Below are 23998 nucleotides of genomic sequence, written 5' to 3'. Positions count from 1 at the left end.
AGAGGAGGGATAGTATGAAAAAGTTAATTGCAGGAACATTTGTGGTTATGGCAATTGCAGCTGTAGTATTGGATATTCAGTATGCTTGGAAGCCGGATACTCTAGGGCAAGAAGCTAAAACAGTTGAACAAATTAATTTATAAAAAAAACCCTTTCCTAACGGAAAGGGTTTTTTCAATATTTGTTCCTCAAAATTCTACAAAACTTGAGAAAATAATTATTTGAATTTTTAGTATATTAATAGTGGAAACATAATGCTAATATGAAACTACTCTTTTTCAAAAAAATTTTTATTAGGGGGAAGGTTCATGAAAAAGAAAAGTTTAGCGTTAGTGTTAGCGGCAGGAATGGCAGTTACTACATTTGGAGGGACAGGCTCTGCGTTTGCAGATTCAAAAAATGTGCTCTCTACGAAGAAGTACAATGAGACAGTGAAGTCGCCTGAGTTTATTTCTGGTGATCTAACTGGAGCAACTGGCAAGAAAGCGGAATCTGTTGTGTTTGATTATTTAAATGCAGCAAAAGGTGATTATAAGCTAGGGGAAAAGAGTGCGCAAGATTCTTTCAAAGTGAAACAAGTGAAAAAAGATGCTGTAACTGATTCAACAGTAGTACGTATGCAACAAGTTTACGAAGGAGTACCTGTATGGGGTTCTACTCAAGTAGCTCACGTAAGTAAAGATGGTTCTTTAAAAGTATTGTCTGGAACAGTTGCACCTGATTTAGACAAGAAAGAAAAGTTGAAAAATAAAAATAAGATTGAAGGCGCAAAAGCGATTGCAATCGCGCAGCAAGATTTAGGTGTAACACCGAAATATGAGGTAGAACCAAAAGCGGACTTATATGTATATCAAAACGGTGAAGAAACAACATATGCATACGTTGTAAATCTAAACTTCTTAGATCCAAGCCCAGGAAACTACTACTATTTCATTGAAGCAGACAGCGGTAAAGTGTTAAATAAATATAATAAACTTGATCATGTAACAAATGAAGATAAGTCACCAGTTAAGCAAGATGCTCCTAAACAGGAAGCAAAAGCTGCTGCAAAGCCAGTAACAGGAACGAATAAAGTGGGAACTGGTAAAGGTGTATTAGGAGATACGAAATCGCTTAATACAACGTTATCTGGGTCATCTTACTACTTGCAAGATAATACGCGCGGGGCAACAATTTTCACATATGATGCGAAAAACCGTTCAACATTACCGGGAACATTATGGGCAGATACAGATAATGTTTTCAATGCAGCGTATGATGCAGCAGCAGTAGATGCTCATTTCTATGCTGGTAGAACATATGATTATTATAAAGCTACATTTAATAGAAACTCTATTAATGATGCAGGAGCACCATTAAAATCAACAGTTCATTACGGAAGTAAGTATAATAATGCATTCTGGAACGGTTCACAAATGGTATACGGAGATGGTGATGGTGTAACATTCACTTCATTATCTGGTGGAATTGATGTAATTGGTCACGAATTAACGCATGCTGTTACGGAAAATAGCTCGGATTTAATTTATCAAAATGAATCAGGAGCGCTAAATGAAGCAATTTCTGATATCTTTGGTACTTTAGTAGAATACTATGATAATCGTAATCCAGATTGGGAAATTGGTGAAGATATTTACACGCCTGGTAAAGCAGGAGATGCACTTCGCTCTATGAGTGATCCAGCGAAATATGGTGACCCAGACCATTATTCTAAGCGTTACACTGGTACTAGTGATAACGGTGGGGTTCATACGAACAGTGGTATTATTAACAAGCAAGCTTATTTATTAGCAAATGGCGGTACGCATTCTGGTGTAACTGTAACTGGTATTGGTAAAGATAAATTAGGTGCGATTTACTACCGTGCAAATACACAGTATTTCACGCAATCTACTACATTTAGTCAAGCTCGTGCTGGTGCAGTACAAGCTGCAGCGGATTTATATGGTGCTAGCTCTGCAGAAGTAAATGCAGTGAAGCAATCATTTAGTGCTGTTGGTGTAAACTAAGGATTTAAGGGATAGATATTAATAAAATACTTCAAAAATAAAGAAGGAGCATAGGCTCCTTCTTTATTTTTTTCTCCATTTTTTCCACAAATAGAACAATCCAATGCAACCTGCGATTGTTACAATCCACTTCGCTTCATTTGTTCCGTTCATAACATGATATGCCGAATATACTTCAATCAATAAGGCCGGTATTTTACCTATTGTACTGGCAATACTGAAGGAGAGTAATGACATTTTCCCTAGAGCTGCAAATAAAGTCACGATACTTGATGGGATGAAAGGTATCAATCGAAACGATAGAACGAGTAGAAAGGCCTCTCTACCTTCTACATAAAGAAGACGCTCTACCTTTGGATACTTATTTACTTTATCGTGAGTGAACTTTTGAAGGCCTATGCGATAAATATAAAACGAGATAATAGCGCCTAATGCTTCGCCTGCGATCGAAATGAGTGTGCCATTTGTAACGCCAAATAGCTGTATATTAATGGCGGTTAAAAAGATGCTAGGGATAAAACCTAAAAGACTGATGATGATATTGATTAAGATACTAAGTGGAATTGCGATTGAATAGTATTCTGTTAGGAAATTTTGAATCGTTTCTGCCATATTATAAAATCCTTTATCTTTTTTTGCATTACACCATATTTCGAATGGATAGGCAAGGAGAAATTTACATAATGTAGAAAACGTTGACAGAACGGCATTTGTATACGGTATATAGGTATTGGGTATACAAAAAAGGGGGTATATTTTAATTTGTTGAAAAACACTACATAAACCTTGTTTTTAAAGGGTTTATGTAGTGTTTTAAATGGTATTTTAATTCGGGAAATAATTAGAAAATCACAGGGGTATATTTTAAAGTAGGTGAAAAATAGTGGTTTGATGAAGATAGAGTGGTAAACATAGCAAAATAGCTGAAGGGTTTAAAAAATGTATGTGTTTTTTCGTTGTGAAATTGACTTTTAGTGAAGTTACGATAATAATCATGGAAGAGGTGATATGATGAAACGAATAAGTAGTCTTTTCTTCAGTAGTTTACTGGCATTGATGCTGATCTTAAGTGGATGTGCAGGAAAAGAACAAAAAACTGAGAAACAAACAGGGAATCAAGGTACGTCAGTAGAAAAAATTAGTGATAATATTTTAGATGAAATGGAAGGGCCGCCTAAAAATGGTCATACGATTGAAAGGCATGTAGGTAAATCAGAAGAGGATTTGAAGAATCGTTTGAAGACAGATAAAGTATCAGCGGCAAGTACATATTATGATAAAGAAACAGCGACGAAAGCTGTAAAAGATAGTTTGAAGCAACATGATAAAGAAATTCAAGATTGGTTAAAAAATTCTAAAGAGGCTCGTCTCGTATTAAATACAACTCATTCATTCCCGGTCGGGAAAACGGTAATAAAGAAAAATATGAATGTAAAAGATAAGTTAGTAAAAACTGTTACTGTTTTAGCGAGAGATAAGTCAGGAGATTTAGGATATAAGATTATTACTTCTTATCCATCTGACAAATAAGAAGGGGGAGTACATATGTATACGACATTACAATACTTTCTTAAATCATACTGTACGTTAAGTATTCATGAGGATGAAATAGTAAGCGTGATGGCAGAGTTTATAGAGCAAGAAGATGAAGAAATTGTTTTGAAATTACGCGATGAATTAGTATATATGAAGAACAAGAACGCGTGGGAAGAAGCGTGCGTACTGGCTGCGAAGCAAGGGAATCGTATATGGTCTTTAGAAGAAACGAAGGATCATCTTGAAACTTTTTTACTATTACTGCAAAAGAAAAAGGCGTGAGTAGATCACGCCTTTTTCTTTATGCTTTTTGAAATTTGTCCGTTTGATAGTATCTCATTGTTTTGGGGCACTTTTATATACGCTTTTTGAAATTTGTCCATTTGATAGTACTTCGCCGTTTTGTGTTACTTTTTTATACGTAACCGCTGTTATTTTATCATTAGTTCTACTAATTACTTGAGAAGAAACTTCAACATTTTTACCAGTATTTGTACCGAAAATGCGTGTAGTAATACTCCCTCCATTTGAAAATGCTTGAATATAAATATGATTACCTGTATTGTTTTTAAATTTTAAATCCGGACCATAGTCTGCCACTGCTGCATCTTGCCCAAGTGGTAAATAATTTACGGGCATAGAATGATTACTTCGAGAAACAATTCCTAAATCTGCCCTTAAAGCTGCGCTATATAAAGTACTACTGACTTGGCAAACGCCTCCGCCTGCACTTTGTATAACTTTACCTTGTGAATATACTGCGGCAGATTTATAACCATGTGCAGCATCAGTTACACCAACACGGCCATTAAAACTAAACGTTTCATCAGGTGCTACAATAACTCCACTTAAAGTATTAGCTGATTTATTTACGTTAAAGGATTGATTACCATTACGGCCAGCCATTGGAGTAGAGTACTCAGCAATGACTTCTTTAATTCCCATTTTCTGTATATCTTCTGTAGAACGTTCTGGTTTTATTAATGTAACCGGTAATGTAACATCTGATTTACCAGTAGTAATAGCTTCGTTTGTTAAATCGCGTAGTTTGCCTTTATCAATTTTTTCTCCGTTTTGACTTTGGCTAACATTTACAGTAGAGCCTTCAATACTTAATTCTGCATTAACAGGATTTTTTAATGTTTCATTATATTTATCTTTTATAAAGGTTTCATAAGCTGTTGTATTTAATTGTGGTGTTAATTTATAGTCACGTTTTAATTCATCGTTTTCAGCTTGCTTCCGCATTTTGTAACGACTCATTACGTTTCCTTCTTGTTCTTTAAAGATTTTGTTTACAATATCTTTCTCTTTATAATTTATACCTAAATCTTTCCATATGTAAGTTTGTTTATCATCTTGGAATATGTAGGTAAGAGATTTTTGATCTAATTCATTTATTTTTTGATTAATAATTGCTTGAATATCTGCTTTATTTTTTCCAGCAAGAGAAATACCTTCAAACTTAGTATTTGGTAATGCGGTGTTATTTAATTGATTATTTAATTTGGATACATATTGATATCCACCAATACCGCCTACACAAAGTAATATGCCCCCTGCAATTGCAGAACCGATCAGTATTTTACTTAGCTTCATTTATTTCCCCCCAGAAATTTGTGTATAAATATATGTATTACATTTTTTGTATAAAAATGATGAAAATAACAGTATGTAAGTTCTAGTATACTATTATTTCCACTGCGTGTGTAATGTTTTTATAAAAAATGTTACACTGTTGTAATAATTGTCTCTTTTTGTCACAATATGCATGAAAAATTTGTTGAAAATTATAATAAAAAGGCTGTCTAGAAAAATCTAGCAGCCTTTTTATTATAATTTTTTATGCTCATTTTTATTCGTAACACCGAGATGTTCTTGAAGTGTTGTCGATATATTATTGACGCTTTTTTCGTTTGGAACGTAATAATAAATACCATCTATATATTTATCTGTACCTTCCACTTGAAATTTGTCCATTTTTAAACTTGAATCCATTGAATTTTTTGCAATTGTCATCATATCATCAAAAGTTAAATTTGTTTTTAAATCATTATCGACAGCATCTAGTAGGCCACCGATTTTATTAATGGAATTAAGAGATAGTGCTTTTTCGGCAATAGCTTCTAAAACAAGTTGTTGTCGTTGACCACGCATATAATCGCTATCGATGTGACGAGTTCTAGCTAGTGCAAGTGCCTCTTCTCCGTTTAAATGTTGACGTCCTTTTTTAAGATGAATTGCATTTGCTTCGTCTTTACTATTTTGTTCTGTAAACTCAACAGGAACATCGACAGTAATACCGCCAAGGGAATCAACGATTTTGATAAAGGATTTAAAGTTAAATTTTACGTAGTAGTCAACAGGAACGTCTAAAAAGTTCTCTACTGTATCAATCGTGCTGTCTACACCGCCGAATACGTGTGCATGTGTAATTTTATCGTATTTATCACGTGACTTAATGTAGACGCGTGAGTCACGTGGAATGCTTACAAGTTTAACGGATTTATCGTTTTTATTAATTGTTGCAAGTAATAGCGCATCCGTACGAGTTGCTTTTCCATAATTTTTTTCTCTAATATCACTTTCATCAACACCCATAATAAGTACGGAAATGTTATCAGTCATAGGTTTAACTGCTTTTTCACGTTTGTTGGATTTATCTCCTCGACCTAGTTCAGAATAAGCGTTATTTAAAATGGATTTTGCTTTACTGTATATATGGAAGGAGTAACCTCCTGCTCCAAGTGCTACAATTAGTAATGGAATAAGAAGGAACCAAAGTAGGCGTTTTTTCTTTGAGCGTCCTTTTTTGGCTCGCATATTGTTGTTTGTGTCGGATTTCATCATTTTTTCTCCTTTAAAACTATCAAAGTGTATACATCTAGGTGTATTAAAACACATAAAAAATATTTTACGCTAAATAAAAGCGATTGTACATGTATAAAAAATAGATGTCTTGATTATTTATCCCGCATTAACGGGCAGTAAAACTCCCACCTCAAAGTCCAGCGAATGCAAGGAAGTTAGGTGGGAGTTAACTGCCCGTAAAAGCCCGATTGGTGAAGGCTAATACTCAGAGGGGGATAGTCCCCTCTGAGTAAAGTTTCACTTTATAAGACACCTATTCGTTATTGTATACAAAAGATAGGGATAAGAAAATGATAAAATTTTACCTAATTACAACATAATACTTACGATAATTGCAGATAAAATACTAACGAGAGTAGCTCCATATAGTAATTTAAGCCCAAACCTTGCCACAACATTTCCTTGGTCTTCGTTTAACCCTTTTACTGCACCGGAAATAATTCCAATAGAAGAAAAGTTGGCAAAAGAAACGAGGAAAACAGAAATGATACCAACTGTACGGGGAGAAAGGCTATTGGAAATTTTACTAAGATCCATCATTGCTACAAATTCATTCGTTACAAGCTTCGTTGCCATAATGCTACCAGCTGCGACAATTTCAGAACTTGGTACACCGATAAGAAATGCAATAGGTGCAAATACGTAGCCGATTAATTGCTGAAAAGTGATGCCGAATATAATGAGGAATAGGTCATTAATGCAGCTAATCAATGCTACGAATCCGATGAGCATGGCGCCAACGACAATGGCTACTCGGAAACCATCAAGAATATATTCGCCAAGCATTTCAAAGAAACTTTGCTTTTCACCTTTTATTTCCAAAATATCTTCTTCATCTTTAACGTCGTAAGGGTTAATGATGAGTATGATAATAAAACCGCTAAATAAATTGAGAACGAGTGCGGTTACTACATATTTAGGTTCAATCATCGTCATATAGGCACCTACGATAGACATAGATACTGTTGACATGGCTGATGCACAAAGTGTATAAAGACGGTGTTTTGGAATTTGTGCTAATTGCTTTTTTACCGTAATAAACACTTCTGATTGGCCGACAATAGCGGAAGCGATGGCATTGTAAGATTCTAATTTCCCAAGACCATTTATCTTGCTAAGAAAGAAACCAATCCAATGAATAAAAAATGGTAGTATTTTGAAATGTTGTAATATACCAATTAAGACGGAAATAAAGACAATCGGTAATAATACAGTAAGGAAAAATGACATCTCACCTTTATTTGCAAGACCGCCAAACACAAAGTTTATACCATCAGCAGCATACTCGAGTAGCTTTGTGAAAAGGCTGGAAATGAACCGAATAAGTATGAGACCAATTTCTGTATTTAATAATAAATAGGTTAAAATTAACTGTATAATAAGCATGATGAAAATAGGTTTGAATTTAATGTGTTTCTTATTATTGCTAGCAATATAAGCAAGGAAGAAAACGACGATAAGTCCGACAAAAAAAGTGATAAATTTCATAGTAAGCCCCCTAAAAGAGATGTTCTGCTATATATGTTTTTCATTTCAAGGGAGAATATGCATCTTTGGTAAAGAAAGGAATAGAGAAATCATGAATATATGTAAAGTGCATCACGTTGCAATTATTTGTTCGAATTATGAAGTGTCAAAGGATTTTTATACTATAATATTAGGTTTTAAAGTGATAAATGAAGTATATAGAAAGGAACGCGATTCTTATAAGTTGGATTTATGTGTAGGAGAAGAGTATCAAATAGAATTATTTTCATTTCCAAGTCCGCCTGAGCGCCCAAGTTTTCCAGAAGCAGCTGGTCTTAGACATTTAGCATTTGCAGTTATAAATATAGAAGAAGCTGTGACGCATTTAAATCAATGTGGTGTTGAGACGGAATCGATACGTATTGATGAAATAACGGGGAAGAAATTCGTCTTTTTCCAAGATCCTGACGGTTTACCTTTAGAATTATATGAGGTTTGAAAATTGGTGAATTTTATATAGGGTTGCTTTCTAATAATTGAAGAAACTAAAGTGAAACTTCTTTTTAAAAGGAGGTGTAACTTTAGCTAAGAAAGCTAAAGGGCATATGTGGATATTTTAAAATTATTGATGGTAGCCATTCTTATTGCATTAACAGCTTTTTTTGTGGCTGTTGAGTTTGCAATTATTAAGGTGCGTAGCAGTCGCATTGATCAACTCGTTACTGAAAAACGACGAGGTGCATTGGCTGCTAAAAAAGTAACTGCAAATTTAGATGAGTATTTATCAGCATGTCAGTTAGGTATTACGATTACTGCGTTAGGGCTCGGGTGGTTAGGAGAGCCAACTATAAAACATTTACTCGAGCCATTGTTCTTAAAGTTACAATTATCTCCTGCCATTGCTAGTACAATTTCATTTATTATTGCCTTTGCAGTGATTACATTTTTACATGTTGTTATTGGGGAACTTGCCCCAAAAACATTAGCTATACAAAGGTCAGAGCAAGTTAGCTTATTATTATCAAAGCCACTTATTTATTTTTACCGAGTTATGTATCCGTTTATTTGGGCTTTAAATGGTTCAGCAAGGCTTGTAACAGGTTTATTTGGATTACATCCAGCTTCTGAACATGAAGTAGCTCATTCAGAAGAGGAATTAAGGTTAATCTTATCGGAGAGCTATGAGAGCGGAGAGATTAATCAAAGGGAATTTAAATACGTAAATAATATTTTTGAATTCGATAATAGAGTAGCAAAGGAAATTATGGTACCTCGTACGGAAGTTGTAGGATTATATGAGGACGAGCCGTTTGAAACACATATTACAGTAATTGCGCAAGAAAAATATACGAGATATCCTGTATTTGGTGAAGATAAAGATGAGATTATCGGAATGGTTAATGTAAAAGATTTATTTATTCGTTATATGGATGGTAATCGAGAGGAAGAGTGCTCGATTACACCATATACAAGGCCAGTTATTGAAGTATTAGAAAATATCCCAATTCATGATTTGCTATTACAAATGCAAAGAAGGCGAATTCCGTTAGCTGTATTATATGATGAATATGGTGGTACAGCAGGCATTGTCACGCTAGAAGATATTTTAGAAGAAATTGTTGGAGAAATTCGAGATGAATACGATGAAGATGAACACCCGCCTATCGAACACATAAGCGAAGGATGTAAAATTGTAGAGGGAAAAGTGCTTATTAGTGAAGTAAATGATTTATTTGGCATACATTTGGTTGCTGATGATGTAGATACAATTGGTGGTTGGATCATGGTACAAAAACAAGTCGTTGCTGAAGGGGATGTTATTGAGAAACATGGTTTTTATTTTAAAGTCCTTGAAAAGGATATGCATCAAATTAAACGAGTTGAGATAAAGAAAGTAGAAGAATGATTTTCTATAAACTTTAATAAAAAGGATATATAGAAAATTAAATGTTTGCGCTTTCAAAAAAGGTGCTATATAGTGAAGGTGGATACTGAAAAATTCTTCTGAATAATACTCGTATTTTGAGATGGCGGATTTTTTAGATAAGGATTTAGAATGAAAAAGTATAGGTGATGCAAATGATAGCAACGAAGGATATACGTATAGAAAAAGATTTTTTAGGTGAAAAGGAAGTACCAAGTGTAGCTTATTATGGTGTACAAACATTACGTGCCGTAGAAAACTTTCCAATTACAGGATATCGCATTCATCCGTCACTCATTACGGCAATGGCAATTGTGAAAAAGGCGGCGGCACTTGCGAATATGGATACCGGTTATTTAGCTAAAGATATTGGGCAAGAAATTGCGGAAGCAGCACAAGAAATTGTTGATGGAAAGTTCCATGATCAATTTATTGTGGATCCAATTCAAGGCGGTGCTGGAACTTCCATTAATATGAATACAAATGAAGTAATTGCGAATAGAGCATTAGAACGTATGGGATACGAAAAAGGTGAGTATGCGAAAATTAGCCCAAACACGCATGTGAACATGGCTCAGTCAACAAATGATGCGTTTCCAACGGGAATTCATATTGCAACTCTTATGATGTTAGAAGAGCTTCTTATTACAATGGAAGAACTTCATGCTGCTTTCCGTACAAAGGCAAAAGAGTTCGATCACGTCATTAAAATGGGACGTACACATTTACAAGATGCAGTGCCAATTCGCCTTGGACAAGAATTTGAAGCGTATAGCCGCGTGCTTGCGCGTGATATAAAAAGAATTAAACAGTCTCGTCAACATTTATATGAAGTGAATATGGGGGCGACAGCTGTTGGTACGGGATTAAATGCAAATCCTACGTATATTGAACATGTGGTAAAACATTTACGAACATTTAGCGGATTCCCACTTGTCGGCGCAGAGCATTTAGTTGATGCAACGCAAAACACAGACGCATACACAGAAGTATCTGCAGCATTAAAAGTATGTATGATGAATATGTCTAAAATTGCAAACGATCTTCGTATTATGGCGTCTGGGCCACGTGTCGGATTAGCAGAGATTCAATTGCCTGCACGCCAACCAGGTTCATCTATTATGCCAGGTAAAGTAAATCCAGTTATGGCAGAAGTAATTAATCAAGTTGCTTTCCAAGTAATTGGTAATGATCATACAATTTGCTTGGCTTCAGAAGCAGGACAATTAGAATTAAACGTAATGGAGCCTGTGCTTGTATTTAATTTAATTCAATCTATTAGTATTATGAATAACGGATTCCGTGTATTCCGAGAATACTGTATTAAAGGAATTACAGCAAATGAAGAATTGCTGAAGCAATATGTTGAGAAAAGTGTTGGAATTATTACAGCAGTTAACCCTCACATTGGTTATGAAGCAGCATCTCGCATTGCTCGCGAAGCGATTGAAACAGGGAAATCTGTTAGGGAGTTATGCTTAGAACATGGTGTACTGACAGAAGAAGAATTGGATATTATTTTAGATCCATTCGAAATGACGCATCCTGAAATTGCTGGTGCTTCTTTATTAAAGAATAAGAAGATGTAATGTGAAAAAACACCGATCTATTTGGATCGGTGTTTTATTTTTAAAAGATATTAAATACAGCATTTAATTGAAGTAAGCTAATAATAGCTAAGAAGATTAAACTATATTTCATCACTGTTTTAAATAGAGCAGATTCTTTACCAACTAGTCCAACTGCCGCACAAGCAACTGCTATGGATTGTGGTGAAACCATTTTTGCTATTGTGCCACCAACTACGTTTAATGAAACGAGAGTAGATGGGACGATGTTTAATTGATCGGCAGTTACTGCTTGAAGTGGTGCGAATAGTGAACCACTAGATACTACTGAACCAGTAATGAATACGCCAATCCATCCTAAGATTGGAGAAAGAATAGGGAATACATTTCCAGTAGAAGAGAATGCAAGTCCAAGTGTAGATGACATACCAGAGTAGTTCTCTACGTAAGCTAAAGCGATAACGCTACAAATTGTATATACTGGAACCTTTAATTCTTTTATTGTTTCAATCATTAATTCTTTAATCATTTTGCCGTTTACACGGTAAACGATAAGTGAAACGATAATTGCTAATACAATCGCAGTAGTTGTAGAAGAGAATACATCTAGTTTGAAAATCGCTGCGAAAGGTATATCAGCTTTTGTGATTGGTGCAGTTTTTATAACTTGATTATGAAGACCAGGGAATTGAATGTTAAATACTAAGTTTGCTAATGGACCATCCGGAGCAAATAAAGCTTTAATTGGTTTTAAATTAAAGATTGTTACAAATGCAGTTAAGAATACGAATGGAGACCAAGCATATAAAATTTGATTGAATGTATGAGATTCTTTTTCTTCTTGTTTTTCTTCTTTAGCAGAAGATTTTGGTTGCCAAACACGTAAGAATAATGCAAGAGCGACCATACTTATGACTGCTGCGAAAATATTAGTAAGTTCAGCGCCTAAGAAGTAAGTTACAACGAACTGAGTAATTGCGAAAGAAACACCACTTACAAGAATACCTTGCCAAGTTTCTTTAATGCCTTTAAATCCATCTACCATTGAAACAAGTAAGAACGGTAAAACAATGCTAATGAATGGCAAAATGTAAACTGCTTGACGACCGACAGTTAATGCATCTATTCCAGTTAATTGTGCAGGTACTGTAACTGGAATACCCATAGCCCCCATAGCACCACCAGCGATATTAGCTACTAAGCAAATGCCCGCTGCTTTTAATGGATTAAAGCCCATACCTACAAGTAATGCAGCTGTAATAGCAACCGGAACACCGAAACCAGCTGCGCCTTCTAAGAAAGCGCCGAAAGAATAAGCGATTAATAATACTTGTAAACGTTGATCATTTGTAATACTTGAAATGCTATCACGAATGACATTGAATTGTTCTGTTTTAACAGTTAATTTGTAAAGGAAGATAGCTGCGATAACGATAGTACAAATTGGATAAAATCCAGATAAAACACCAAATCCGGCAGATGCTACTGCTGCAGTTGTAGGCATTTTATAAACAAATATAGCAAGAATAATAGCAACAATTACACTGTAAAGCCCAGCCATGTAACCTTTCATTTTGAATCCCACTAAACAAATAATGAAGCAAAAAATTGGAAGTGCTGCGATTAGTGCAGATAACCAAATGTTGTTTAATGGGTCATAAATTTGTGTCCAAGTACTCATAATAATGACAACTCCTATCTATTATATGTGAAGAAATTCACATTATTTGTGAAACAATTCACAATCAACTTACATGCTTAGTATATTCTCCTTCAACACTATTGTCAACGTAAAAAAGTATAATTATTCCATAATAGTGTTAAAAGAAAGCTTTGTTCATAAAGTAGACAAAAAGCGCACTTAAATGTATTTGAGTGCGCTTTTTAAAGTGAAACTTTATTCAGTGAGTATTTTGTTCATATGTCATTGTCCCAATAGGTGTATAGTAGATGCCGTCTTTTGTATCGAATATAAAGTTTGATATATTGCACTTATCTGTCCTGTTTGATCTAGTTGGGGAAGGAGTGGTTTATTTCATTATGAGGTTTTGAATAACATTCCAGCCAAATGTAATATGAATAAAAAATAAGAAGCAAATTCTTAATACTAGAGCATCTCTTTTTACTGAAAATTCCTTTTAGTGTAACAAAGAGGTTAAGTATACTCCAACTACTTTACGGAAGTTTATCAATTATAGACGGTATTTTACAATATCATTACTTTGCGTTTCAATGAGGTGAAAATATAACAAAAAGCCTGATAAAACAACGTTTGCAAGCAAAGTATTTGTAGCCCTTTGTTTTGCTTTTTCGTTATATCATATAGTATAATATTCAAAATCAGTAAGGATTTTTTCCTGAATTCTATGCTGATAAAGGTGGAAAAAATTTTCAGCGTTATAGGTTGATAAAGTTATGTCGTAACAGGAAATATAAGAACAGATATATAAATAAATAAAAAGAAAATAAAAACGAAAATGAGGGGAACTTTATGAGCCAAAATCAATTCGAATGTCGTATTTCAGAAGAAGATGTACAAATGTTAAGAGCGTTAGCGCATCCGTTGCGTCTACGCCTAGTAATGGAACTAATGCAACGTGGAACGTGTAATGTAACACAACTACAGGAAGTATTAGAAATTCCGCAATCAACGGTTTCACAACATTTAACGAAGTTAAAGCAAAATAAGGTAGTGCGCTTTGAGAGACGAGGATTAGAAGTGTATTATCAAATCCATAATGATAAAGTAAGTGCAGTAGTAAAAACATTATTTTCTTAAAATTTGAATATTATGGAAAAAGACGTGTGGAATATACGTCTTTTTTTATTTGTCAGAAAGGTAGCGAGAGAGTAAATATTAACAAGTGAGGAAGAAATGACTATCAATCAACATGCTGCCTTACGGAATATATTCTAAAAGGAAAAGAAAAAATAGAAAGGAGTGTAGTAAGCAAAAGGAGGGATAGTAGTATGGATGTGCAACGTGTGAAACAAATCTTATCTTCTTCAAGTAAAATTGACGTTACATATGAGGGCGTACCAGTATGGATTGAGAGCTGTGATGAGCAGAAGGGGAGTGCCCAAGTGTATGACGTATCTAATCCTGGTGAGAGCGTTCATGTGGACGTGACGGCTTTAGAGGAGAAATAATAAAAAAGACGCTTCTAATTTTAGAAGCGTCTTTTTGTTATTCCATCATATGTGCAATTTTCTTAGAGAACATAAGAAGTACTAATCCTAGTACGATTACGATAACACCGATGCTTGCAAATACTTCTAAATATCCTAAAGATTGAGTGAAAGCAGCTAATTGTCCTGCTAATAAGTTTGCAAAGCCAGTACCAGCTAACCATACACCCATTAATAATGATGCTAATTTAACAGGAGCGATTGCACTTACCATAGATAATCCAATTGGTGATAAGAATAGTTCACCGATTGTGTGGAACATGTAAGTGAATACAATGAATAGTAAGTTTGCTTTCATTGTAATGTTACCTTCATCGCTACCAGTTTTTAGAACAGCTAAAGTTAAAACTAAGTACCCGACTCCTAGTAAAATCATACCAAAAGCCATTTTTGTAGGGATTTTTAAATCACCATTTTTTGTTTTTGAAAGTTTAATCCATAATGCAGAAACTGGTAATGCTAATAAGATAATGAATAATGGGTTTACAGATTGGAACCAAGGTGTTGGAATTGTAAATCCACCAATTGTACGATCTACGAACTTATCTGTGTAAAGTGTTAAAGAACTACCAGCTTGTTCAAATCCTGCCCAGAAGAATACAACGAAACAAGTTAAAATTAAAATTGCAACAGTACGTTTTTTCTCTTGTGGTGTTAAAGGTTTTTTCTCAACAGCTTTTGCATTGTGTTCTTTAGATTTTTTCCCCACAACTGTTGTTCCAGCTGATCCTAAGTAACGAGGTGCTAATAAGTTAAATGCAATCTGCCCAATAATCATACCGATACAAGCTGTTAAGAAACCGTATCTGTAATCTGCGAAGTAACCGCAAATGAATGGAGCGATAAGAGCTCCTAAGTTGATTCCCATGTAGAAGATAGTGAAGGCACTATCACGACGAGAATCGTTGTCGCTATATAATTGACCTAATAAAGTCGAAATATTTGGTTTGAAGAATCCGTTACCGATAACTAATAATCCTAATCCTAAAAATAGTCCAGTTTTCGTATTCATTGAAAATAGTACGAAGTTACCAATCGCCATAATGATACCGCCAATAGTAATGGCGTGTCGTTTCGTAATGAAATGGTCAGTTAACCAGCCACCAATAATAGGTGTGAAATATACAAGCATTGTGAAAATACCGTAAATTTGAACTGCAACTGCTTTATCAAAGCCTAAACCGCCGCTTACTAAGCTCGTTGTTAAATAAAGAACTAATAAGCCACGCATTCCGTAATAACTAAATCTTTCCCATGCTTCTGTAAAGAACAACAAGTATAACCCTGGTGGATGTTTTTTTGGTGATTGTTGCTCTCCAGCTTTGTCTAATTTTAAAGCTGCATCCATTTTTGTTTCCCCCTAATCCTGTATAACGGATATTTATGTAATCATTTTAATTTACAAAATATTTAGAAGTCAATAGAATTATATGGAAATAGAAAGAAAATTTCTGAAAAAGTTCTATTTTCTTCAACCGTTATTGTATTTTGCCCTGAAAACTCGATAATAAGCGTTTTCAAATGTAGTAATTGAATTCTAAACGAATTTAAAATAGTGATTAATCAGAAAATTTAGATTAAAATATTTATTCTGATATAGAGAAAATATATTCTATTTACTTTTATAATATAACATATTGGGAATAAAAATACAAAATGAAATAATGTGACACTTCAGTGAAATGAAAAAACCAGCTCCATAAAAGAGGGGAGCTGGTTAGAATAAATTTATTTAACGAAGCGTTTTTCAATGTCGTCTAGTAGCAAGTTAGCAGCCATTACACCGCCAGCTGTATTCCAAATAACATCGTCAACTTTGTATGCTTTTCCGTTCTTTACTGCATTTAAGTTTTTAAATAGAGGATCGTTTATATATTCTTTTTCTAGTTCAGAACCTTTTTTCTCATTGCCTTTATCGAATGTGAAGTAGAATAATACATCGCCATCCATTGCCGAAATACGTTCTTTAGATACGTTACGCTCTGCAAAATCATCTTTATTTTGATCACCAGGACGTTTAAATCCAAGTTCTTTTAAAATAACACCAGAGAATGTATCACCGTGATAAATACGAACATCACCAGGCATAAAGCGTACCATAGAAATTTCTTGATTTACTTTATCACCAAGTTTGCCTTTTAAATCTTTCATACGTGTTTCGTAATCAGCTAAAACCTTTTGGCCTTCTTTTTCTTTATTTAATGCTTTTGCATAAAATTTGAAGTTATCTTTCCATTCACCACGTAATGTTTCTGAGAACACAGTAGGTGCAATTGCTTTTAGTTGTTCGTACACTTTTTCGTGGCGCATTTTGTTACCAATAATTAAGTCTGGTTTTAAAGAAGCAATTGTTTCAACGTTAACTTGTCCTTCATCACCAACAACTTTTACATCTTTCATTTTATCCTTAATATGTGGATACCATGGGTCACCAGTCCAAGACTTTACAGCACCAACTGGTTTCACACCTAATTCAAGTAAAGCTTCAGTTCCTTCATTTGTTAAGATAACTACACGTTTTGGATTAGCGGGAACTTCTGTTTTACCCATTGCATGTTCTACAGTAACCACTTCTTTTTTATTATCTTCTTTTGTAGATTCTTCTTTGTTATTTGATTTTCCACAAGCACTTAAAAGCATTGAAAATGCTAGTAAAAATACAAATAATGTAAACGATTTCTTCCGCATGAAATTCATTATGTACCCCCTACATGTTGAGAATATTTTTCAATAGCAAGCATGATATTAAGCCTTTATCTTTTGATTGTCAATACATATGGATGAAAATAATTCTCATTTCCGTTGACAATGAGAATTAAGTTGAAATACACTAACAACGTATCATTATACATTGAAGGGGAAACGCTGCATGTTATTAAAAACAAATCGAGCAAAATGGATTGGATTATTTGTTGGAATCATTGCAGTCGTTATTTGTATTTGGGGAAGTATTATTTTTGGATATACAAATACGAGTTGGAAACTAGCATTGGATGCTTTTTTCCATTTTAATGGTTCCAATGAACATATTATTATTCAAAATGTACGTCTGCCTAGGGCGTTAATTGCAGCTAGTGTTGGTGCTAGTTTAGCCATTGCAGGCTGTCTTATGCAAACTTTAACTAAGAATCCACTTGCTTCACCAGATTTTATTGGATTAAATTCAGGCGCTGCGTTCTTCATAGTTGTAGCAATTGTTATCTTTTCTGTGACGTCATTATCGGCTTTCACGTGGATTGCCTTTTTAGGAGCGGCAATTGCAGCTGTACTTGTATTTGCTTCTAGTTCTTTAGGAAAAGAAGGGACGACTCCTCTTAAGTTAACATTAGCAGGTGTCGCGATAAGTGCTTTATTTTCATCATTAACACAAGGGTTGCTTGTTTTAAATGAAAAGGCAATGGAAGAAGTATTGTTTTGGCTTGCCGGATCTGTACAAGGAAGAAAAATAGAAATTTTACTATCTGTATTCCCGTATTTATTAGTAGGATGGATTGCATCTCTTATGATGGCAGGAAAAGTAAATACATTGATGATGGGAGAAGATGTTGCAAAAGGTCTCGGACAACGAACAATTTTAATGAAATCATTCGTACTACTCATTATTGTATTGTTGTCGGGTGGTTCAGTTGCGGTTGCTGGCCCAATAGGATTTATAGGAATTGTAACTCCGCATTTTGCCAGATTTCTTGTTGGAGTTGACCACAGATGGAGAGTGCCATATAGCGGATTGTTAGGTGCAATACTATTAATCTTAGCGGATATAGCCGCAAGATATGTCATTATGCCACAAGAAGTACCAGTAGGGGTTATGACAGCATTTATCGGGGCCCCATTCTTTATTTATATTGCACGTAAGAGAGGGCTTAGCAAATGAAGAAGTATATCCCGTTTCGTATAGGAAAAGATGGATTCTCGTTTTTAATGTATAAACGAGCTAGTCTCGTCTTGGTGAGTTTATTAGTAATTTTAATAGGATTATTTTTTGCAAGTGCAGGTATGGGAGATATGAAGGTTGCTCCTTATGACGTATGGCAAGCGATTACTGGAAATGGCGATGCGATGTCAAATATGGTTGTAAATAAGTTTCGTATGCCGCGTATTTTAATTGCGATCCTTGTAGGAATTGCACTTGCTGTAGCAGGTTGTATTTTACAAGGGCTCGTTAGAAATCCGCTTGCTTCCCCTGATATCATTGGAATTACAGGTGGTGCAAGCGTAGCAGTTGTACTCTTTTTAGCTATATTTAGTGATAAAAACAATGCGCTAACAGTAAGCATTCATTATATGCCGCTCGCAGCTTTTGCTGGAGCGACGATTGTAGCGCTTTTTGTATATTTATTTGCATGGAAAAATGATGGCTTATCACCGATTAGTCTTGTTTTAATTGGTGTTGGATTTTGGGCGTTAACGAAAGCGGCAACAACGTTATTTATGTTATTAGCACCAATTTATCAAGCGAGCCAAGCAAATGTATGGATTACAGGTACTGTTTACGGCTCTTCATGGCAAAATGTGATGGTACTTGCGCCTTGGGTTCTCATTTTAACGGTAATATCCTTTATCGCTGCTAGACATTTAAATGCACAAGAGCTAGGGGATGATATAGCGGTAGGACTTGGTGTTCCTTTAACGAAGTCGCGTGTATTTATGTTATTACTTAGTACAGCTTTAATTGGTGGGGCGGTTGCCTTTGCCGGAGGGATTGGGTTTGTTGGTTTAATGGCACCTCATATTTCGCGAAGATTAGTTGGTTCTTTATACGGTGCATTACTCCCAGTTGCAGCTATTGTCGGTGCAATTTTAGTACTCGCTGCGGATTTAATTGGGCGCACAATTTTCACACCACTTGAAATTCCAGCAGGGGTATTTACATCAGCAATTGGTGCACCTTATTTTATTTATTTACTTTATAAAAGTCGGAATTCATAAAGGGAGATGAATATGCAAAAAGCATTGGAGACAAAACGTTTGACGCTGTCCTATGGTGAAACAATTATTATCGATGAGTTGGATTTAGAAATTCCAAAAGGTGAAATTACAATCTTCATCGGTTCTAACGGTTGTGGAAAATCAACTTTATTACGTTCACTAGCTAGATTATTAAAGCCAACAAATGGTGATATTTTGTTAGATAATCAAGCGTTACAAAGTATGCAAACGAAGCAAATTGCTCGTCAAATGGCAATCTTACCGCAAGGACCCCAAGCACCAGAAGGGCTTACAGTATTGCAACTTGTAAAGCAAGGACGTTATCCATATCAAACTTGGTTAAAGCAATGGTCAGAAAAAGACGAGGAAATGGTACAGAAGGCACTTGCAGCAACAGGTATGACAGAATTTGCTGAGCGGGATGTGCATGCTCTTTCAGGTGGGCAACGTCAACGTGCTTGGATTGCAATGACGCTTGCACAAGATACAGACATTATTTTACTGGATGAGCCAACTACATATTTAGATATGACTCACCAAATTGAAGTGCTAGATTTATTATTCGAATTAAATGAAACAGAGCAACGAACAATTGTTATGGTATTACACGATTTGAATTTGGCATGCCGTTATGCAGACAACATTGTAGCTATTCAAGATAAACGAATATATGCACAAGGTAAACCAGAAGAAGTTATTGACCAGAAGTTAGTTCGGGATGTATTCCGTATGGAGTGTCAAATCAGTACGGATCCGTTGTTTGGAACACCACTATGTATCCCGCACGGAAGAGGAAGACGATTAGTTAAAGAAGTTGCTCAAGCAATGAGATAACGAAAAAAGACGATGGGGATTCATCGTCTTTTTATTTTTTGCAAGAAAATAATAGAAAGAGGGGAATTCGTAAACGTCGTTCATATTCCTCTTCACTTTGAAAATAGGTTTGATTTGGTGTAGCTTCTTTTAGATTTATAATGGTAAATCCGGCTTGCTGTAATAATGTGAAATACTCTTCCGTTGTACGATGATATTTAATAACTTCTTGGTCAATCCATGGTTCAACCCGTTTGCCTAGTTTAAAATAATCATCGACGAACCAGCTCGTTCTTTTACCACTCGTTTGCAAGCTTTCAAATGAAGAGGTAATAACAGGATGTTGAACGCTAAAGATGAAGGTTCCATTTGTTTTTAAAGTTTTGTACACATTTTGAAAAATGATATGAAGATGTTCAATATAATGTAAAGCGAGTCTAGATGTGACTAAATCAAAAGTGGATGGGGAGTATGTATAATCTTTGAGGTTTATCAAATGAACAGATCCATTTTTATTTTCTAGTTGTTTTTTAGCTTTTTCATACATAAGCTGAGAGCCTTCAATGCCAGTGTAAGAGTGGCATCCGTTTTCTAATAATTCCTCGCCAAACTTAGCATCGCCACAACCTAAATCGAGAATTTGTTTTCCTTTTACATCACCAATGAGTTGAAAGAATGCTGGCTTTTCAATGGATTCATTGGGGCTATTTTCGCGGTATCTTCGTTTCATATATTGCTCAAAAAACGCTTCGTTATTATATACATCAGATTCTGTAAATGCCATGTTTGAAGCCTCCCTAAATATTTTTTTAATTCTATCAAATATGGAATGTAAATGATAGATTTCTTGTAATGAATCATATATAATTAAAATTTGTAAGCGGTTTCTTTAAACTATTTTTCTATAATAAATTCTGAAAACGTGTTAAGCTAGTAGAGGGATTATTAGAACTATTAAGACAATAATCCGCTTACATGAACGATGGGAGGCTTCACGATGTCTAGTAAAACACTTGCGAAATTTTTAGAAGAAAATTTAGAGGATTTAAAATCAAAGGGGCTTTATAACGTAATTGATCCGCTTGAAAGTCCAAATGGACCGATTATTACAATTGGCGGCAAAGAATATATTAACTTATCTTCAAACAACTATCTTGGATTAGCGACTGATAATCGCTTACAAGAAGCAGCGATTGGTGCAATTCATAAGTACGGTGTTGGAGCAGGAGCTGTTCGTACAATTAACGGTACTTTAGATTTGCATATTAAATTAGAAGAAACAATTGCAAAGTTTAAACATACAGAAGCAGCAATTGCTTATCAATCAGGATTTAATTGTAATATGGCAGCGATTTCAGCTGTTATGGATAAAAATGATGCAATTCTTTCAGATGAATTAAATCATGCATCTATTATTGATGGTAGTCGTCTATCAAGAGCGAAAATCATCGTTTATAAACATTCTGATATGGAAGATTTACGCCAAAAAGCAATCGCGGCGAAAGAATCAGGTCTTTACAATAAATTAATGGTTATTACAGACGGTGTTTTCTCAATGGATGGAGATATTGCAAAATTACCAGAAATTGTTGAGATTGCAGAAGAGCTAGATTTAATGACATATGTAGATGATGCACATGGTTCAGGGGTACTTGGAAAAGGTGCAGGTACTGTGAAGCACTTCGGTCTTTCTGATAGAGTTGATTTCCAAATTGGTACATTATCAAAAGCAATTGGGGTAATTGGTGGATATGTAGCAGGGAAACAAAACTTAATTGATTGGTTAAAAGTTCGTTCACGTCCATTCTTATTCTCTACAGCATTAACACCAGCTGATGCAGCAGCTTGCATGAGATCAATTGAAATCTTAATGGAAAGCACAGAGTTACACGATCGTTTATGGGAAAATGGTCGCTATTTAAAACAAGGGTTAAAAGAACTTGGCTTTAACATCGGAGAAAGTGAAACGCCAATTACACCTTGTATTATTGGTGATGAAGTATTAACACAAGAATTTAGTAGACGTCTAAATGAAGAAGGCGTATACGCAAAATCTATCGTGTTCCCAACTGTAGCTAAAGGAACAGGACGCGTTCGTAATATGCCTACAGCAGCTCATACGAAGGAAATGCTAGATGAAGCAATTCTTAAATATGAAAAAGTAGGGAAAGAAATGGGCATCATTTAAGTAACGACATCTTTTGAATAGCTTGCAAATGAGGAGTGGGGAAAATGAAAAAAATTCTAGTAACCGGTTCTTTAGGGCAAATTGGTTCTGAACTAGTAATGAAACTTCGTGATGTATACGGCGCATCAAACGTTATTGCAACAGATATTCGTGAAACAGATAGTGAAGTAGTAACGTCTGGTCCATTTGAAACGTTAGATGTAACAGATGGGCAAAAACTACATGATATTGCAAAGCGTAATGAAGTAGATACAATTATTCATTTAGCAGCTTTACTTTCAGCAACAGCAGAAAAAAATCCGTTATTTGCTTGGAATTTAAATATGGGTGGACTTGTAAATGCATTAGAAGCAGCTCGTGAATTAAACTGTAAGTTTTTCACGCCAAGTTCTATCGGTGCATTCGGTCCATCAACGCCGAAAGATAATACGCCACAAGATACAATTCAGCGTCCTACTACGATGTATGGGGTAAACAAAGTAGCAGGAGAACTACTATGTGATTATTATCATCAAAAGTTTGGCGTTGATACGCGCGGTGTACGTTTCCCAGGCTTAATTTCTTACGTAGCTCCTCCAGGAGGCGGAACAACTGACTATGCAGTTGAAATTTATTATGAGGCGATTAAAAAAGGTGCATACACCTCATACATTGCTGAAGGAACGTACATGGATATGATGTATATGCCAGATGCTTTACAAGCGATCATTTCATTAATGGAAGCTGATTCAAGTAAGCTAGTGCATAGAAATGCGTTCAACATTACAGCAATGAGCTTCGAGCCAGAGCAAATTGCAGCATCAATTCGTAAACACATTCCGACGTTTACAATGGATTACGCAGTAGATCCAGCTCGTCAAACAATCGCTGATAGCTGGCCAAACTCTATTGATGCAACAGCAGCAATGAAAGAGTGGGGCTTTAAAGCAGAATACGATTTAGACAAAATGACAACGGACATGTTGGCTAAGTTAAAAAAAAAGCTCACAGCTGAGTTAGTGATGAATTAATAGGAAGGGTCGATTCTTAGGAATCGGCTCTTCATTCTTTTTGAGAGGGGGAAAATAACATGCAAAGAGTTGATGTCGTATATGCACTAATACATGACGAAGAAACAGATAAAATATTAATGGTACATAATGTAGAACAAAACGTTTGGTCATTGCCAGGCGGGGCTGTTGAAAAGGGTGAAACGTTAGAGGAAGCTCTAGTAAAGGAAGTAAAAGAAGAGACAGGTTTAACTGCTATGGCAGGTGGACTTGTTGCAATCAATGAAAAATTCTTTGAAGAATCCGGGAATCATGCACTACTTTTTACATTTCGAGCGAAAGTACTAACGGGCGAGCTACATGCAGAAGATGAGGGAGAAATTTCTGCGATAGAGTGGGTGGAGCGAACAATCGCAAATGAACGATTCCCATTCTACGATGGAGGATTCGAGTCATTGTTAGAAGTAGCCATTCCATACAAGTTTCAACCAGAAACAAAGTAATTGAACGAAAAA

General features: G+C 35.2%; 23 protein-coding genes. 15 read left to right on the top strand and 8 right to left on the bottom strand.

From position 1 onward, the window contains the following. Positions 1-14: 14 nt before the first annotated feature. Positions 15-143, top strand: a complete 129-nt coding sequence (locus A6J74_RS29775; protein WP_000733136.1) for an NprX family peptide pheromone — start codon at positions 15-17, stop codon at positions 141-143. 165 nt (positions 144-308) lie between these two features. Then, a complete protein-coding gene (locus tag A6J74_RS13840; protein ID WP_000730355.1) occupies positions 309-2009 on the top strand; it encodes a M4 family metallopeptidase in 1701 nt (566 codons plus the stop codon). A gap of 63 nt (positions 2010-2072) precedes the next feature. Here the strand turns inward: A6J74_RS13840 and A6J74_RS13835 are convergent, their stop codons facing one another. Further along, positions 2073-2621: a TVP38/TMEM64 family protein gene (locus A6J74_RS13835; RefSeq protein WP_000852219.1), complete on the bottom strand. Its 549-nt coding sequence runs from the start codon at positions 2619-2621 to the stop codon at positions 2073-2075. Positions 2622-3020: 399 nt separating this feature from the next. Between A6J74_RS13835 and A6J74_RS13830 the strand changes: the two genes are divergently transcribed. Together A6J74_RS13830 and A6J74_RS13825 are read left to right on the top strand one after the other, a co-directional pair. Next, a complete protein-coding gene (locus tag A6J74_RS13830) occupies positions 3021-3539 on the top strand; it encodes an RNase A-like domain-containing lipoprotein (RefSeq protein WP_000822696.1) in 519 nt (172 codons plus the stop codon). A gap of 15 nt (positions 3540-3554) precedes the next feature. Further along, a complete protein-coding gene (locus A6J74_RS13825) occupies positions 3555-3827 on the top strand; it encodes a hypothetical protein (protein WP_000288801.1) in 273 nt (90 codons plus the stop codon). A 54-nt stretch (positions 3828-3881) separates the two neighbouring features. On the opposite strand, the gene A6J74_RS13820 is transcribed toward A6J74_RS13825, so the two are convergent. The 3 genes from A6J74_RS13820 to A6J74_RS13810 all read right to left on the bottom strand — a co-directional run bounded on the left by A6J74_RS13820 (position 3882) and on the right by A6J74_RS13810 (position 7904). After that, complete coding sequence (locus A6J74_RS13820; protein ID WP_000777336.1) at positions 3882-5144, bottom strand: VanW family protein; 1263 nt, start codon at positions 5142-5144, stop codon at positions 3882-3884. Between the two features lie 234 nt (positions 5145-5378). Then, positions 5379-6395 (bottom strand): LCP family protein, encoded by a 1017-nt coding sequence (locus A6J74_RS13815; protein WP_002105716.1) that lies wholly within the window; start codon positions 6393-6395, stop codon positions 5379-5381. A gap of 330 nt (positions 6396-6725) precedes the next feature. Next, entirely contained in the window at positions 6726-7904 is a 1179-nt protein-coding gene (locus A6J74_RS13810; RefSeq protein WP_000668851.1) for a NupC/NupG family nucleoside CNT transporter, read from the bottom strand. Between the two features lie 91 nt (positions 7905-7995). On the opposite strand from A6J74_RS13810, the gene gloA2 reads away from it, so the two are divergent. The 3 genes from gloA2 to aspA all read left to right on the top strand — a co-directional run bounded on the left by gloA2 (position 7996) and on the right by aspA (position 11396). Further along, positions 7996-8382 carry an SMU1112c/YaeR family gloxylase I-like metalloprotein gene (gene gloA2 / locus A6J74_RS13805; protein WP_001017657.1) on the top strand — a complete coding sequence of 129 codons (387 nt, stop codon included), beginning with the start codon at positions 7996-7998 and terminating at the stop codon, positions 8380-8382. Between the two features lie 108 nt (positions 8383-8490). Then, positions 8491-9789 carry a hemolysin family protein gene (locus A6J74_RS13800; protein WP_000353290.1) on the top strand — a complete coding sequence of 433 codons (1299 nt, stop codon included), beginning with the start codon at positions 8491-8493 and terminating at the stop codon, positions 9787-9789. 173 nt (positions 9790-9962) lie between these two features. Further along, the gene (aspA, locus tag A6J74_RS13795; RefSeq protein ID WP_000562163.1) at positions 9963-11396 is read left to right on the top strand and encodes an aspartate ammonia-lyase; all 1434 of its coding nucleotides are present in this window, start codon (positions 9963-9965) and stop codon (positions 11394-11396) included. 40 nt (positions 11397-11436) lie between these two features. On the opposite strand, the gene A6J74_RS13790 is transcribed toward aspA, so the two are convergent. Next, positions 11437-13056, bottom strand: a complete 1620-nt coding sequence (locus A6J74_RS13790; RefSeq protein ID WP_000109129.1) for an L-lactate permease — start codon at positions 13054-13056, stop codon at positions 11437-11439. A gap of 810 nt (positions 13057-13866) precedes the next feature. On the opposite strand from A6J74_RS13790, the gene A6J74_RS13785 reads away from it, so the two are divergent. Both A6J74_RS13785 and A6J74_RS13780 read left to right on the top strand, forming a co-directional pair. Beyond that, positions 13867-14154 carry an ArsR/SmtB family transcription factor gene (locus A6J74_RS13785; protein WP_000081428.1) on the top strand — a complete coding sequence of 96 codons (288 nt, stop codon included), beginning with the start codon at positions 13867-13869 and terminating at the stop codon, positions 14152-14154. Positions 14155-14345: 191 nt separating this feature from the next. Further along, on the top strand, positions 14346-14525 hold the full coding sequence (locus tag A6J74_RS13780) for an acid-soluble spore protein H (protein WP_000383122.1): 180 nt from the start codon (positions 14346-14348) through the stop codon (positions 14523-14525). 37 nt (positions 14526-14562) lie between these two features. Here the strand turns inward: A6J74_RS13780 and A6J74_RS13775 are convergent, their stop codons facing one another. Further along, entirely contained in the window at positions 14563-15912 is a 1350-nt protein-coding gene (locus tag A6J74_RS13775) for a peptide MFS transporter (protein WP_000338301.1), read from the bottom strand. A 380-nt stretch (positions 15913-16292) separates the two neighbouring features. After that, positions 16293-17261 carry an ABC transporter substrate-binding protein gene (locus A6J74_RS13770; protein WP_001010250.1) on the bottom strand — a complete coding sequence of 323 codons (969 nt, stop codon included), beginning with the start codon at positions 17259-17261 and terminating at the stop codon, positions 16293-16295. A gap of 172 nt (positions 17262-17433) precedes the next feature. Between A6J74_RS13770 and A6J74_RS13765 the strand changes: the two genes are divergently transcribed. From A6J74_RS13765 to A6J74_RS13755, 3 genes are read left to right on the top strand one after another with little or no spacing between them, the layout of a single operon-like run. After that, entirely contained in the window at positions 17434-18438 is a 1005-nt protein-coding gene (locus A6J74_RS13765) for a FecCD family ABC transporter permease (protein ID WP_000925227.1), read from the top strand. Continuing rightward, positions 18435-19493 (top strand): FecCD family ABC transporter permease, encoded by a 1059-nt coding sequence (locus A6J74_RS13760; protein WP_000760042.1) that lies wholly within the window; start codon positions 18435-18437, stop codon positions 19491-19493. The genes A6J74_RS13765 and A6J74_RS13760 overlap by 4 nt, the downstream gene beginning before the upstream one ends. Before the next feature lie 12 nt (positions 19494-19505). Next, complete coding sequence (locus A6J74_RS13755) at positions 19506-20327, top strand: ABC transporter ATP-binding protein (RefSeq protein ID WP_001167946.1); 822 nt, start codon at positions 19506-19508, stop codon at positions 20325-20327. Between the two features lie 31 nt (positions 20328-20358). Here A6J74_RS13755 and A6J74_RS13750 read toward each other — a convergent pair whose 3' ends face one another. Continuing rightward, complete coding sequence (locus A6J74_RS13750) at positions 20359-21090, bottom strand: class I SAM-dependent methyltransferase (protein ID WP_000885937.1); 732 nt, start codon at positions 21088-21090, stop codon at positions 20359-20361. A gap of 213 nt (positions 21091-21303) precedes the next feature. Here A6J74_RS13750 and A6J74_RS13745 point away from each other — a divergent pair, with 213 nt between their 5' ends. Genes A6J74_RS13745 through A6J74_RS13735 form a run of 3 tightly spaced genes read left to right on the top strand, consistent with a single transcriptional unit; the run spans position 21304 to position 23986 of the window. Next, positions 21304-22494 carry a glycine C-acetyltransferase gene (locus tag A6J74_RS13745; protein WP_000095899.1) on the top strand — a complete coding sequence of 397 codons (1191 nt, stop codon included), beginning with the start codon at positions 21304-21306 and terminating at the stop codon, positions 22492-22494. 44 nt (positions 22495-22538) lie between these two features. Then, entirely contained in the window at positions 22539-23504 is a 966-nt protein-coding gene (locus A6J74_RS13740; RefSeq protein WP_000723133.1) for an L-threonine 3-dehydrogenase, read from the top strand. A 59-nt stretch (positions 23505-23563) separates the two neighbouring features. Continuing rightward, positions 23564-23986, top strand: a complete 423-nt coding sequence (locus tag A6J74_RS13735; protein WP_001189948.1) for an NUDIX hydrolase — start codon at positions 23564-23566, stop codon at positions 23984-23986. Positions 23987-23998 lie beyond the last annotated feature (12 nt).

The organism is Bacillus sp. FDAARGOS_235 (genome assembly GCF_002073415.2).
Lineage (GTDB): Bacteria > Bacillota > Bacilli > Bacillales > Bacillaceae_G > Bacillus_A > Bacillus_A toyonensis.
Note: the sequence above shows the minus strand (reverse complement) of the source record. Positions and strands in the feature narration are given on the sequence as shown.

Coding starts and splice junctions, on each gene's coding strand:
- A6J74_RS29775 (WP_000733136.1), top strand. CDS start 15: ATGAAAAAGTTAATTGCAGGAACATTTGTGGTTATGGCAATTGCAGCT.
- A6J74_RS13840 (WP_000730355.1), top strand. CDS start 309: ATGAAAAAGAAAAGTTTAGCGTTAGTGTTAGCGGCAGGAATGGCAGTT.
- A6J74_RS13835 (WP_000852219.1), bottom strand. CDS start 2,621: ATGGCAGAAACGATTCAAAATTTCCTAACAGAATACTATTCAATCGCA.
- A6J74_RS13830 (WP_000822696.1), top strand. CDS start 3,021: ATGAAACGAATAAGTAGTCTTTTCTTCAGTAGTTTACTGGCATTGATG.
- A6J74_RS13825 (WP_000288801.1), top strand. CDS start 3,555: ATGTATACGACATTACAATACTTTCTTAAATCATACTGTACGTTAAGT.
- A6J74_RS13820 (WP_000777336.1), bottom strand. CDS start 5,144: ATGAAGCTAAGTAAAATACTGATCGGTTCTGCAATTGCAGGGGGCATA.
- A6J74_RS13815 (WP_002105716.1), bottom strand. CDS start 6,395: ATGATGAAATCCGACACAAACAACAATATGCGAGCCAAAAAAGGACGC.
- A6J74_RS13810 (WP_000668851.1), bottom strand. CDS start 7,904: ATGAAATTTATCACTTTTTTTGTCGGACTTATCGTCGTTTTCTTCCTT.
- gloA2 (WP_001017657.1), top strand. CDS start 7,996: ATGAATATATGTAAAGTGCATCACGTTGCAATTATTTGTTCGAATTAT.
- aspA (WP_000562163.1), top strand. CDS start 9,963: ATGATAGCAACGAAGGATATACGTATAGAAAAAGATTTTTTAGGTGAA.
- A6J74_RS13790 (WP_000109129.1), bottom strand. CDS start 13,056: ATGAGTACTTGGACACAAATTTATGACCCATTAAACAACATTTGGTTA.
- A6J74_RS13785 (WP_000081428.1), top strand. CDS start 13,867: ATGAGCCAAAATCAATTCGAATGTCGTATTTCAGAAGAAGATGTACAA.
- A6J74_RS13780 (WP_000383122.1), top strand. CDS start 14,346: ATGGATGTGCAACGTGTGAAACAAATCTTATCTTCTTCAAGTAAAATT.
- A6J74_RS13775 (WP_000338301.1), bottom strand. CDS start 15,912: ATGGATGCAGCTTTAAAATTAGACAAAGCTGGAGAGCAACAATCACCA.
- A6J74_RS13770 (WP_001010250.1), bottom strand. CDS start 17,261: ATGAATTTCATGCGGAAGAAATCGTTTACATTATTTGTATTTTTACTA.
- A6J74_RS13765 (WP_000925227.1), top strand. CDS start 17,434: ATGTTATTAAAAACAAATCGAGCAAAATGGATTGGATTATTTGTTGGA.
- A6J74_RS13760 (WP_000760042.1), top strand. CDS start 18,435: ATGAAGAAGTATATCCCGTTTCGTATAGGAAAAGATGGATTCTCGTTT.
- A6J74_RS13755 (WP_001167946.1), top strand. CDS start 19,506: ATGCAAAAAGCATTGGAGACAAAACGTTTGACGCTGTCCTATGGTGAA.
- A6J74_RS13750 (WP_000885937.1), bottom strand. CDS start 21,090: ATGGCATTTACAGAATCTGATGTATATAATAACGAAGCGTTTTTTGAG.
- A6J74_RS13745 (WP_000095899.1), top strand. CDS start 21,304: ATGTCTAGTAAAACACTTGCGAAATTTTTAGAAGAAAATTTAGAGGAT.
- A6J74_RS13740 (WP_000723133.1), top strand. CDS start 22,539: ATGAAAAAAATTCTAGTAACCGGTTCTTTAGGGCAAATTGGTTCTGAA.
- A6J74_RS13735 (WP_001189948.1), top strand. CDS start 23,564: ATGCAAAGAGTTGATGTCGTATATGCACTAATACATGACGAAGAAACA.